General features: G+C 61.1%; 11 protein-coding genes and 1 pseudogene. 7 read left to right on the top strand and 5 right to left on the bottom strand.

What is annotated here, in order from left to right:
- Window positions 1-88: 88 nt before the first annotated feature.
- Entirely contained in the window at window positions 89-706 is a 618-nt protein-coding gene (locus AC25BC_RS27635; RefSeq protein WP_128439096.1) for a flavodoxin family protein, read from the bottom strand.
- A 122-nt stretch (window positions 707-828) separates the two neighbouring features.
- On the opposite strand from AC25BC_RS27635, the gene AC25BC_RS27630 reads away from it, so the two are divergent.
- The 5 genes and pseudogenes from AC25BC_RS27630 (at window position 829) to AC25BC_RS27610 (ending at window position 6698) form a co-directional block, all read left to right on the top strand.
- Window positions 829-2790, top strand: a complete 1962-nt coding sequence (locus tag AC25BC_RS27630) for an ABC transporter ATP-binding protein (protein WP_206642380.1) — start codon at window positions 829-831, stop codon at window positions 2788-2790.
- A gap of 91 nt (window positions 2791-2881) precedes the next feature.
- Window positions 2882-4780 carry an ABC transporter ATP-binding protein gene (locus tag AC25BC_RS27625; protein ID WP_128407040.1) on the top strand — a complete coding sequence of 633 codons (1899 nt, stop codon included), beginning with the start codon at window positions 2882-2884 and terminating at the stop codon, window positions 4778-4780.
- 195 nt (window positions 4781-4975) lie between these two features.
- Window positions 4976-5293, top strand: a complete 318-nt coding sequence (locus tag AC25BC_RS27620; RefSeq protein WP_003553482.1) for a hypothetical protein — start codon at window positions 4976-4978, stop codon at window positions 5291-5293.
- A 93-nt stretch (window positions 5294-5386) separates the two neighbouring features.
- Window positions 5387-5638 (top strand): annotated as a pseudogene (locus tag AC25BC_RS27615) (hypothetical protein); the annotation flags it as partial.
- Between the two features lie 22 nt (window positions 5639-5660).
- Window positions 5661-6698 carry a LacI family DNA-binding transcriptional regulator gene (locus AC25BC_RS27610; protein ID WP_128439097.1) on the top strand — a complete coding sequence of 346 codons (1038 nt, stop codon included), beginning with the start codon at window positions 5661-5663 and terminating at the stop codon, window positions 6696-6698.
- 33 nt (window positions 6699-6731) lie between these two features.
- Here AC25BC_RS27610 and AC25BC_RS27605 read toward each other — a convergent pair whose 3' ends face one another.
- The gene (locus AC25BC_RS27605; protein WP_128439098.1) at window positions 6732-8024 is read right to left on the bottom strand and encodes an MFS transporter; all 1293 of its coding nucleotides are present in this window, start codon (window positions 8022-8024) and stop codon (window positions 6732-6734) included.
- A 142-nt stretch (window positions 8025-8166) separates the two neighbouring features.
- Window positions 8167-9366, bottom strand: coding sequence for a multidrug effflux MFS transporter (locus tag AC25BC_RS27600; RefSeq protein WP_128439099.1), 1200 nt, complete (start codon window positions 9364-9366; stop codon window positions 8167-8169).
- Between the two features lie 325 nt (window positions 9367-9691).
- Here AC25BC_RS27600 and AC25BC_RS27595 point away from each other — a divergent pair, with 325 nt between their 5' ends.
- Window positions 9692-10432, top strand: a complete 741-nt coding sequence (locus AC25BC_RS27595; protein WP_128439100.1) for a TetR/AcrR family transcriptional regulator — start codon at window positions 9692-9694, stop codon at window positions 10430-10432.
- 67 nt (window positions 10433-10499) lie between these two features.
- Here AC25BC_RS27595 and AC25BC_RS27590 read toward each other — a convergent pair whose 3' ends face one another.
- The gene (locus tag AC25BC_RS27590; protein ID WP_128439101.1) at window positions 10500-10940 is read right to left on the bottom strand and encodes a response regulator; all 441 of its coding nucleotides are present in this window, start codon (window positions 10938-10940) and stop codon (window positions 10500-10502) included.
- A 284-nt stretch (window positions 10941-11224) separates the two neighbouring features.
- Here AC25BC_RS27590 and AC25BC_RS27585 point away from each other — a divergent pair, with 284 nt between their 5' ends.
- Window positions 11225-11764, top strand: a complete 540-nt coding sequence (locus AC25BC_RS27585; RefSeq protein ID WP_012763567.1) for a L,D-transpeptidase family protein — start codon at window positions 11225-11227, stop codon at window positions 11762-11764.
- A gap of 54 nt (window positions 11765-11818) precedes the next feature.
- On the opposite strand, the gene msrA is transcribed toward AC25BC_RS27585, so the two are convergent.
- Complete coding sequence (gene msrA / locus AC25BC_RS27580; protein ID WP_012763568.1) at window positions 11819-12523, bottom strand: peptide-methionine (S)-S-oxide reductase MsrA; 705 nt, start codon at window positions 12521-12523, stop codon at window positions 11819-11821.
- Window positions 12524-12686 lie beyond the last annotated feature (163 nt).

The following is a 12686-nucleotide window of genomic DNA, read 5'->3' as shown; positions in this document are numbered from 1 at the left end:
ATAATTTAGACGTATTCCGTGGAAGCTCGGTCGACCTGTGCTCCCCGAGCCGGGAATTGAACTTAAAAATGTCAGCTCGGCAGCGGCCTCAACTGCCCTCGCCCGGATATTGTTTTGCCTTCAGCAGGCCCGCCAGATGCGCCGTGTTGCGGGCCAGCATGTCGACGGCATTGGTCACGACCTTCGGCACCTTGTCGAGATCGACGAAATTGGTGGACCCCATTGCCTCGCCAACCCAATAGGCGACTGCATTGGCCGGAATGGTGAAACCGACGTCGTTCAGCGCCTGGAAGAGCTCGGCCGACACATGATGGGCGCCGTCCTCATTGCCGACGACGGCAACCGTCGCGACCTTGCCATAGGAGACCATGCGGCCCTCATCATCGGTCTCCTCGAGGAAGGCGTCCATGCGCTCCAGCGCCCGCTTGCAGACACTGGATGGCTGACCGAGCCAGATCGGCGTCGCCATCAGCAGGATATCGGCGGAGAGCACCTTGGCGCGAATATCAGGCCAGTCATCGCCGGCGCCTTCGTCGGAGGTGACGCCCGGCTTGACGTTGAAATCGGCGAGGCGAAGCACTTCGGTCACGACGCCGTGAGCGGACATCGCCTTGTCGATCAGACCGATCATCCGGTCGGTCGAGGACGCGTCCTTGGCGTCGCTGGTCTTCAGCGTGGCGTTGAGGGCGAGGGCTTTGAGCGGCATGGCTCTCTCCGGTAGCGGTCGGCGGTTGGCGTTCGCCTGCTGCAACCCGTTCGCGCGCAGATTGTTCCCGCCCGGATGCGAGGCGACCTCACGTAAAAATAACCAACTGGTGAATTCTTTACTTGAACCCCCAAATGGAATCGGCAAAAGTGAAGATGCTATCAATCCCTTCATGGATTTGCCGTCTTTTCGGGCCAGCGTCCGACTACACATCTATTGGAAAAAATACCGTGAGCAGCGATGCGTTAACACGCGCGACGAAGCCTTCGGCTTCGATGGCGCTTGCAACTGCGGCAGGCTGGGGCCGAGGCCTCTTCACATTGGTGCGTATCACCATGATGGCCTTCCGCCACCCCTGGCAATCCGGCTTTGCGATCGGCGCCACGCTTGTCGCCTCGACCTTCCAGCTGATGATCCCGCGCCTTCTCGGCCACGCCGTCGACCACACGCAGATGGCGATGACCGGCGGTGCCGCGGGCCAGGCGGCACAGGACGCGCTTTTGACCACGGCGCTGCTGCTGCTTGGCGCCAGCGTGCTGCGCGGCCTCTTCACCATGGTCCAGAACTATTACAGCGAAGCCGTCGGCCATCACATCGGCTACGAATTGCGGCTGGCCTGCTACGAGAAGATCCAGCGACTTTCTTTCAGCTTTCATGACACCGTGCATTCCGGCGACCTGATCACCGTCGGCCTGCTCGATCTCGAAGGCGTGCGCATGTACTTTTCCACCGCACTCGTCCGGATGATCCTGCTGTCGATCCTGATCGGCATCGGCGCCTATATGCTCTTGTCGACCGATATCCTGCTCGGCCTGCTGGCGATGAGTTTCGTGCCCTTCGTCGGCTGGCGCTCGTCGGTGACGCAGCTCAAGCTGCGCGCCACCTGGCTCGACCTGCAGGAGCGGCTTTCGGTGCTGACCCGCATCATGGAGGAAAATCTCGGCGGCATCCGCGTCGTGCGCGCCTTTGCCGCCCACCAACACGAAATTTCGAAGTTCGAGGCGGCGTCGAAGAGCGCGCTGGCACTCGCCCATCAGCGCGTCGGCATCCGCGTCACCAACACCAGCGCCATGACCCTCTCCTTCTTCGCGGCGATGGGCCTGGTTCTGTGGGTCGGCGGCGGCAAGGTGATGTCGGGCGAAATCACCGTCGGCACGCTGGCCTCGTTCCTGACCTTCATGACCATCCTGCAGATGCCGGTGCGCCAGCTCGGTCTGATGGTCAATGCCTTCGCCCGCGCCTCCACCTGCGGCTCGCGCCTCTTTGCCCTGCTCGACCTCGACGTCGCGATCAAGGATGCGCCGGATGCCAAGGAGCTGACCCTTACCGACGGCGTGCTGCGCTTCGAAAACGTCAGCTTCGCCTATCCGGGTTCTGAACAGCGCACCGTTCTTGACGATGTCTCCTTCGAAGCCAGGCGCGGCCAGACGATCGGCATCGTCGGGCCTCCCGGCAGCGGCAAGTCGACCATTGCCCATCTTATCCCCCGCTTTTACGACGTCAGCGGCGGCAAGATCACCATCGACGGCCAGGACATCCGCAAGGCGACGCTGCAATCGCTGCGCCGGGCGGTTGCCGTCGTGCAGCAGGATTCCTTCCTGTTCACCACGACGATCGAAAACAATATCGCCTATGGCGACCCCTGGGCGAAGGAAGGCCGGATCGAACGGGCCAGCGAAAGCGCCCAGCTGCACAATTACGTGCTCGGCCTTCCGACAGGTTACGGCACCGTCGTCGGCGAGCGCGGCGTTTCGCTGTCGGGCGGCCAGCGGCAGCGTCTTTCGATCGCCCGCGCGCTGATGCTGAAACCGGCAGTGATGATATTCGACGATTCGACGGCGGCAATCGATGCGGCCACCGAGCAGCGCATTCGCGGCGCCATGCGCCGCTACGCCGCCGACCGCGTGACGATCATCGTCGCTCACCGCCTGAGTTCGCTGATGCATGCCGACCAGATCCTGTTCGTCGAAGACGGCCGGATCGTCGAGCGCGGCACGCATGAGGCGCTGCTGTCGCTCGGCGGGCGCTACAAGGCGCTTTACGAGCTACAGGTGCGGCCGGGCGACGAGGTCTTGAGCGCCTAGCAGGAACTCCCTTCTTCTGCCCACCGGGGAGAAGAGCGGACAAGCAATGACTATGCAGGCCACCGGACGTGATGGCCGCGGGAGGAATGGCATGGCCGAGGAACTGGAAACCGAGCGTCCCGACGTTCGCGAGGATGGACGCCGCCCGCCGCGGGCGGTGGTCGGCTCGCATCGCGTCGAGGAGGAGATGTTCGGCAAGGCCTTCGACGGCAATATCGTCAAACGCATCTGGGGTTTCGTTCACCCCTATCGCCGCCAGGTCGTGTGGTCGGTCGTTGCCGTTTTGACCTTCACGATGATGCAGCTCACCATCCCGCTGATCATTCGCTATGCCATCGACCACGGCATGTCCCCGGGCGGCAACCACTCGGCGCTGGCCTGGTCGATCGTCGCCTTTTCCATCGCCATATCAATCAATTATGCAGCGAGCTACGCGCAGGAGACGCTGGTCGGCGGCGTGGCGGAGGACGTGCTCTTCGATATCCGCAAGGCGATGTTTTCGCATCTTCAGCACGTCTCGCTCTCCTTCATGGACAAGACCGAAGTGGGACGGCTGATGTCGCGGCTGCAGGGCGACGTCAACTCGATGCAGGAATTCCTCGAAACCTCGGTGCTGTCAGTCGGAGACATCGTGCTGCTCTTCGGCATCGTCTTCGTCATGCTCTACCTCGATTTCAAATTGGGACTGCTGACGCTCTCGGTGCTGCCGGTACTGTTCATCGTCCGGCTGTTCTGGCTGCCGCTGGCGCGCAAATCCTTCATGGCCGCGCACGAGACCAATTCGATTGCCGCCGGCGCCCTCGCCGAAGCGATCCACGGTGTGCGTGCGGTCCAAAGCATGGACAGGCAGGGCGTCAACTTCACGCTTTACGACGACAAGGCGCATGCCAACTTGCAGACGCATCTGACGGCGGCGCGCTATGCGCAGGTGATGGTGCCGATCGTCGACAGCCTGACCGGCGTGGCGATGGCGCTCGTCATCGTCGTCGGCGGCGCCCGCGTCCTCAATCAGGCGCTCGATGTCGGCGTGCTCGTCGCCTTCCTGTTCTACATCCAGCGCTTCTTCGACCCCATCCGTTCGCTGACCCTGCAATATTCGGTGATGCAGCGCGCCATGGCGTCTGGCCAGCGGCTGACCGAAGTGCTCGACGTGCCTGTCGACATCAAGGACGCGCCCGATGCCAAGGCCTTGTCGCGCGACATGGACGGCTCGGTGGAATTCAAGGATGTCGTCTTCGGCTACAATCCGAAGCATCCGGTGCTGAAGCATGTCAGCTTCAAGGTCAATCCCGGCGAGACGGTGGCACTGGTCGGCCCGACAGGGTCCGGCAAGTCGAGCTGCATGTCGCTGATCCATCGCTTTTACGACGTGCAGCAGGGCCAGGTGCTGGTCGGCGGCGACGATGTGCGTCATCTGACGCAGGATTCGCTCGGAGCGCAGATCGCCATGGTGCTGCAGGAACCCTTCCTCTTTACCGGCACCGTTTTCGAAAACATCCGCTACCACAAGCTGGAGGCGACGCGCGAGCAGGTAATCGAGGCGGCAAAGGCCGTCGGCGCGCATGACTTCGTGATGCGCCTGCCCGATGGTTACGACAGCGTTCTCGGCGAGCGCGGCGGCAACCTTTCGCTCGGCCAGCGCCAACTGTTGAGCTTTGCCCGCGCATTGGTGGCGGACGCAAAGATCCTCGTGCTCGACGAGGCGACGGCCAATATCGACAGCTATACCGAAATGCTGATCCAGAAGGCGCTGGTGAAGCTGCTCGAAAACCGCACCGGCCTCGTCATCGCCCATCGGCTTGCGACGATCCGCGAGGCGGACCGCATCATCGTGCTGCAGAACGGCGAAGTCATCGAAAGCGGCAACCACCGCCAGTTGATGAAGAACGGCAAACTCTATTCCAAGCTCTACAATCTGAACTACTCCTCCTTCGACGACATTCCCGAAGACGTGCTGGAAGAGACGACGGCAGCGGAATCGGCGACCTAGCGCATTGTGGTTTCCGACAATCGGAGCCGATTCTCGGAAAGTACGATGCGAGGATTGAAAGTGATTGCGTCCGCAAGGACGCACGGCGCTCTAGTCTTGGGCGTGCATTAATGCCTGTCGCAAAGTTTGAACGAACCAACGCGTTGCTGCCGCATTTCTCTCTTATCTGGGGCGAGTGCCACTGAGGAGAATGTCATGAAAAGAGTTATTAGCAGCCTGTTGATCGCGACGGCCCTTGTTGGATCGGCTATTCAGCCTGCTGCCGCACGCGATCACCGTCATCACGACAATACTGGCCGAATCATCGCCGGCGGCGTTGCCGCAGGCGTCGTCGGCGGCCTGATCGGCGGCGCAATCGCCAATGGCGGCCCTCGCTACGTTGACGAAGGCCCTCGTTATGTGGAGAGCCCCCGCTATGTCGAACCCCAGCCGAGATGCTGGTATGAGGACCGCGACGTCCGCAACCGCTATGACGGCGGCTATCACGCCGAAACCGTGCGGGTCTGCGAGTAAACACGGGAACGTTGATTTGATCTCTCGGCCGAGGTTGCCTGCCGCAGCCTCGGCTTTTTTCTGCAAAAAATTACGGCCGGCATGCGGTCTGTTGTCATCCTGATCCGCTTCGACGACGTGCCGGAATCCTCCTGGTGAGCTATCAGCTGCCCACCTCCCGCCAGGATCCGCTGACCCTGGCGCAGCGCGCCTTCGAGCTGATGGAGCGGCGGCTTGAAAACCCGTGCCTGCCTCCGGGTTACGAACGCGTCATTTCCGCAGCTCGTGATCCGCCAGAGCTTCAGACCTGACCCTCCCACGGCTTTTCGCAGGCGCCATCCTGTGGCAAGAAGGGTTGACGCGTGACCCGGGAGGAAGATCGACGCAGATGAAGGGTATCCGCCAGCTCGCCGAGCATCTCGACATTTCGATCGGAACGGTGTCCCGTGCGCTGAACGGCAAGCCCGACGTCAACGACGAAACGCGCCGGCGCGTGCTCGCCGCCGCCGAGGAACTCGGTTACGTCGCCAACCAATCGGGCCGCAGCCTTCGCCAGGGCACGACCAACGTCATCGGGCTGATGCTCGAAGTGAGCCGCGAGACGGTCGAAAACAGCGACGACTTCTTCCTTGGCGTCACTGACGGCCTGCAGAGGGTGTTTTCCCGCCACAAGCTCGATCTCGTCATGCTGCCCTGCCCCGATGACGAGGACCCGCATGAATATCTGAAGCGCATGGTGGCGCGCCGGCTTGTCGACGCGCTAATCATCTCTGCGACACGACGCACCGACCGGCGCATCGAGCTTCTGGAAAAGGCCCGCATCCCCTTCGTGGCGCTTGGCCGCAGCGCGTCGGGCGGCAGCTACACCTGGATGGATCTCGATTTCGAGGGCGTGGCGACGCGCGGTGTCGACCGGCTGGTCGCCAAAGGGCACCGGCGGATCGCCGTGGCTGTCCCCTCCTCCGACATCAATCTCGGCTACCTCTTCCTCGACGCCTACCGCCAGGCACTGCAACGGCACGGCATCCCCTTCGACCCGGCCCTCGTCATCCGGGTCAAGTCGAGCGAACAGGGCGGTTATCAGGCCGGCCATGAATTGCTGATGATCGGGGAGCGGCCAACCGCGATCATCCTGATCCACGAACTGATGGCGATCGGGCTTTACCGCCGGCTTGCCGAGGCCGGCGTCGTGCCCGGCCGTGACCTCGCCGTGGTCGGTTTCCGCGAGGAGCCGCGCACGCTTTTCCTGCAGCCGACGCTGACATCCTTTCGCATGTCGCTGCGCGATCTTGGTGCGCAGCTCGGCGAAACCCTGCTCGCCACCATGCCGGCCTATGCCGATCATTATCCGCAGGGCGCCCGCAACAGGATCTGGCCGCTGGAACTCGTTCCAGGCGAAAGCGACGCTTTCATGCTGACGACCTGATGCCCGTCGCGTAGGTAGTTTTGGGTGTTTGCATCAAACCCGGCTCGCAGCTGCCGAATGCTCCCTGTGCGACAGCTGACGCGTGACGACGAAAACCAAGAGGGCTCCGGCAGCCAGGCAGGCGGCCAGGAAGAACATCGGCGCGATCGTGCTGCCGCTTGCTTCCTTGATCCAGGGCACGACGTTCTGGGCGACGAAACCGCCAAGATTTCCAACCGAATTGATGGCGGCAAGGCCCGCCGCAGCCCCCGCGCCCTTGAGGAAGCGTGAAGGCAGGCTCCAGAACACCGGCTGGGGCGCGAAGATCCCGGCTGCGGCAACGCAGAGGAAGGCGAATTGCAAAGTGTGGTTCGGGATCAGCGCCGAAAGCAGCAGGCAGGCGGCGCCGATGAAAGCCGGAATGACGATATAGGGCGTCTTCGATTGCGCCTTGTCGGCCATGGTGGGAACGACATAGAGCGCGATCGCGACCAGCACCCAGGGAATGATGTTGAGGAAGCCGTTCACCGTGTTGCTGACGCCGAAAGCCTTGACGATGGTCGGCAGCCAATAGCTGAGGCCATAGGCCGAAAGCGGAAAGGCGATATAGCAGAGCGCCATCAGCAGGACACGCGGGTCGATGAGCGCCTTGAAACCGTTTCCGGCGTGCTCGCCCATGCCGGCATTTTCGGAAGTGAGCCTTCGTTCGAGCCAATCCTTCTCCTCGCCGCTCATGAAGCTTGCGTTTTCAGGCCGGCCGGGAAGATAGAAGAAGGTGACGATGCCGGCAATCACAGCCGGAACGCCCGTGGCCAGAAAGACCCACTCCCAGCCGGCAAAGCCGTAGAGACCGTCGAGATCGAGCAGCACGCCGCCGAGCGGCGCACCGACGGCATTGGCGATGGCACTGAAGATCATGAACAGCCCGACCATCCTGCCGCGATAGGCCGAGGGAAACCACAGCGTCAGCAGATAGAGGACGCCCGGAAAGAAGCCGGCTTCGCAGACACCAAGCAGAAAGCGCAGGATATAGAACATCGTCGCATTCTGCGTGAAGGCGAGCGCGATAGTAACGATGCCCCACGAGACCAGAATGCGCGCGAACCAGACACGGGCGCCGAGCTTGTCGAGGAAGAGGTTGCTCGGCACCTCGAAGAGAAAGTAGCCGATGAAGAACAGCGAAGCGCCGAGACCATAGGCATATTCGCTCATTCCGAGAGCATCGACCATCTGCAGCTTGGCGAAACTGACGTTCTGCCGATCGATATAGGCGATGAGATAGAGAATGCCGAGAAACGGCATCAGCTTCCAGGTGATTTTCGAGATCAGCCGCTTCTCGTCGACCATAAGTATCCTCCGGTATGACCATGCCTCGTCACGGCGTAGATAGAGCGGCCAGCCGATAATCAATTGCGCGTTGCATTTTCTCGGGGGGCCGCGACCGGATCATATGGCCGCACCCGGACACCGAGTGCGGCCTGGCTTCAGATCATTCAGCTGGGGCGACGGCGGTACGGCGGCCGATCGTTGCCTGGGTCAGCACGAAGGCTGCGAAGGCGCAGAGCGCGATGCCGGCGGCCATCGGAACGGCTGTGCCGTCGAAGAAGACGCTCGATATGACCATGGCGACGGCGGCGATCACGAAATGCAGCGTGCCCATCAGCGACGAGGCGGTGCCGGCGATCTCGCCGTGATCCTCAAGGGCGAGCACCGCGCTCGTCGGGATGACGAGGCCGAGGAAGCCGTAGCCGATGAACAGGAAGGTCGCCAGGACAGGCAACTGGTTGAAGCCGGCAGCCATCACCACCGCCATGACGACCATGGCAAGGGCAAAAACGCTGACCGCAATGCGCATGACGCGGACGAGGCCGAAACGCTCGCCGAGCCAGCCCGTCGCCTGCGATACCGCGAAGAAGGAGACGGCATTGATTGAGAAGGCGAAACTGTATTGCGTCGGCGTCAACCCGTAATGCTGGATCAGCACGAAGGGCGAGTTGGCGAGATAGACCAGGAAGCTCGAAATGCCGAGGCCGCCGATGAAGGTCAGCGTCAGGAAGTTGCGGTCGCCAAGCAGCAGGCGGTAGGCAGCCATAGCGCTCTTCAGCCCGCTGCCGCTACGTTCGGTCGCCGAACGGGTTTCATCAAGCTGGGTGGCGAGCAGCACGAGGCCGATGAAGGCGGCGATGGTCACGGCCCAGAATACGCCGCGCCAGCCGTAAAACTCGATGACGGCGCTGCCGGTCAGCGGCGCCAGGATCGGCGAAATCGAAAAGACCAGCATCAGCAGCGACATCAGGCGGGCGGCCTGGACGCCGGTATGCATGTCGCGGACGATGGCGCGCGGAATGACCATGCCGGCGGCACCGCCGATACCCTGAACGAAACGGAAGGCGATCAGCGTTTCGATATCGGTCGCCAGCGCGCAGCCGATCGAGGCGACGGAAAAGAGGCCGATGCCGAGATAGAGCGGTAGCTTGCGGCCCCACATGTCCGACAGCGGACCATAGACCAACTGCGCGAGCGCAAAGGAGATGAAGAAGGCGAGAAGAGTGAGCTGGGTGACGTTGTTATCGGCATGCAGGTCCTGGCCGATGGACGGCAGCGCAGGCAGATACATATCGATGGCAAAAGGCCCGATGGCCGACAGAAGGCCGAGAATGAGGGCAATGCGAAAGAAGGGAGCCGTCATAATGGTGATCTTTCATAAAAGCGCAGCGGAGATACCGGATCGTCGCTCCGCGGCATTGGCTCTTAAAAGCGGCGTGCGTCCTCTCGGACGCACAAGGACGCTCTGACACTTTAAGTCTACGCATCAAGTCTACGCATCAAGTCTACGCATCAAGTCTACGCATCAAGTCTACGCATCGTGCTTTCCTAAAATCGGTTCCGATTTTCGGGCCGATGCGCGGGTTCAATGATGATCGTTCGCGCGAAGACGAAGTTGGGAGCTCATATCTCAGCGGCGAAACCAGGAGTGTCAATAAATTTGGACACAGATGTAAAACTAGACGCCATTGTCTAAAACGTCAAGACGTCTTATCTTCGCTCTCATGAAAGAACGCATGACACCGGTAGTCCGAATGACGGGGCATACGCAGCGCGGACAATGCGCCAAGCGCATGTCGATCCTCGATGCCGCGGCAGACGTATTTTGTCGCCAGGGTTTTGCCGGCGCCAGCATTGACGAGATCGCCGCTGTCGCCTGCGTATCCCGCCAGACGATCTACAATCACTATCGCGAGAAGGAAACGCTGTTCGTCGCCGTCGTCGAAGACGTCATGAACCGCGCCAACGCCATGCTCTTCTCGGTGCTGTCGACCTTTCCTGAGCGCGCCGACAATCTCGAAGACGAGCTCACGGCCTTCGCCGTGCGCCTCAACAAGAACTGCATCTGCAACCACGACGGAAAATTCCTGCGCAAGCTGGTGCAGACCGAAGGCGAGCGATATCCGCACCTCTTCGAAAGCTGGCGCCAGCAGGGGCCGGGCAAGCTGACCACCGCACTGTCAGCACTTTTCGGGCGGCTTGCCCATAAGGGGACGCTCGCCATCGACGATTTCGATGTCGCCGCGAGGCAGTTCGTGGCGCTCGGCAATGCCGATCTGCAGATGATGATCCTTCTCGGCGGCACACCCACCGACGAAGAACTGGAAAAGGCGGCGCGCAACGCCGTCCATACCTTTCTCAAAGCCTATGGCAAGCCGGAGGCGGAAAAGGCCGGCCAACCGCCGCAGCTCGCAGCCATATCCGGCTGATCAGGCCCTTGTACGATCGGGTCCTACCGATCAGGCCCATCATTCCCACCCGATCAAGCCCATGCGATCAGGCAAAGACCGTCATTTGTGAGGGCACGACCGCGAACATGCCGACGCGGCGCGCGGCAAGATATTTCACCAGCTGTTCGACAACCGAAGGCAGGACCGGCTTCTGGACCACGCCGACCGCGCCCTTGACGCCGTCAGCAACCACTTCGGGATTGCCGGTCATGAAGACGACGGCAATGCCATGCTCCTGCGCCAGCCGCCGGCCGATTTCGGGCCCGGTCGGGCCGTCGGCGAGATTGACGTCGACCAAAGCGATATCGGCAAGCGGCGCCAGCCGCAGCGCCTGTTCGCAATCATTGGCAAGGCCCGCCACGTGCATGCCCATACCTTCCACCGTCGCCTCGAGATCGAGGGCGATCAGGAATTCATCTTCGACGATCAATACTCTCTGTTTCATCAGATCATCTCGTTGCCAGCGCCGCACGACATTGGTGGCCATGATACGTCCCCTTGGTTACGCCTATACTCCGAAAGAGGGATCCGCTCCGGCAGCCTATCCGACGCGAAACTCACGGCGGTAACGGGCAACTTGGCGATATGTTCCGCGGTGAAACGCCGTTTCTTGTATTTAAGATATTGTTAACGTTGACAAATTCTTAAGAATAAAGAAGCTTAAGAAAAAAGGTGGCGCCCAATCGTGCTCAGTTTCAACCGCGCACCTTCTGAATGGGGACGCGATAAGGCAGTATTAGCCATTCGGTGAGCTTGAAGACGAGGACCAGGTTGAGAAACAAATTTGTCATTTTAGCCGCCGTGGTCGTCAGCTTGTTCGCCTACACGAAATTGATGGCCAGGATCGGCGCCGGCTCACCACCTCCAGATGCGCCGTTGGAGCAACAGGCTGACCGCATTCGCGTTTATAAAACCGAACGTCGCATGGTCCTTCTCAAAGGAGATACCCCCATCTCAACATACCGGATTTCTCTTGGGCAGGCGGCCGATGAGGGTCCCAAGCAACGAGAAGGTGACGAGAAAACGCCTGAAGGGCGTTATGAGATAGACTGGCGCAATCCGAAGTCGATGGCGCATCTGAGCCTGCACATTTCATATCCAGACCCTGATGATCGGCGCAACGCTGAAGCCGGTGGCTTTCCTCCCGGCGGCAATATCATGATCCACGGACTTCCCAATGGCTGGGGCCTATTCGGAAATGCCCATCAACTGTGGGATTGGACGGATGGATGTATTGCGGTCACCAACGCCGAGATGCGTGAGATTTGGGCTCGTGTCCCCAACCACACCCCCATAGACATTATGCCCTGAAGGTTGTGACGAACTCACTGCATCCCTGCGTTCAAAGCCCATAACCAGGACCGATCAGCCCTTGACCTTCATCACCAGGACCGGTTTGCCGCGGTAGTCGGCGGGAAACAGCGATTTCAGGTTTTCGATCTTCGGTAGGTCGTTGTAGACGATATAGGGATAGGTCGGATTGAGCGTCAGGAAATCCTGATGATAGGCTTCGGCCGGATAGAAGCCTGTCGGTTCGGACACCTTGGTCACGATCGGCTGGGGGAAGACATGCGCCTTGTCCAGCTGGCTGATATAGCTCTCGGCGACCTTGCGCTGCTCGGGATCGGCAACGAACAGCGCCGAACGGTACTGCGTTCCCCGGTCCGGACCCTGAAAATTCAGCTGCGTCGGGTTGTGCGCCACCGAGAAGAAGATCTGCAGCAACTTGCCGTAGGTCACCTGTTTCGGATCGAACTTCACCTGGACGGCTTCGGCATGGCCCGTCGAGCCGGTGCTGACGGTTTCGTACTGCGCCGTTACGGCGTCGCCGCCGGCATAACCGGAGACGGCGCTCTCGACACCCTTCACGTGTTGGAAGACGCCCTGGACACCCCAGAAACAACCGCCGGCGAAAATGGCGGTCTCGGTGCCTGAGCCGGCCGCCTCGTCGACGGCTGGCGGCGGAACGACGACGGCATCCTCGGCCGCGCCTGCGGCACCGGTCCCGAGCGAGAATAGAGTGGCGGCAAGGAGCGCGGCAAGGCTCCTGCGGTGGGAAGACATGGACATGGCGCTACCTCCTGCGATGGCTCAAATCCTTGCTCATCCTCGCAAAAGGCGCAAATCACAAGGCGGTCACTCACGCCGATGTGACAGCCAGACGAAAGCGCCTGTGCGAACATGAAACAGCGCTCAACTTGAGTTGACAATGTCGCGAGGAGTGAGGAGAGTG

Source organism: Rhizobium sp. WSM409, from assembly GCF_057653825.1.
The sequence above is the reverse complement of the archived record's forward strand: the minus strand, read 5'-3'. Positions and strand labels throughout refer to the sequence as shown.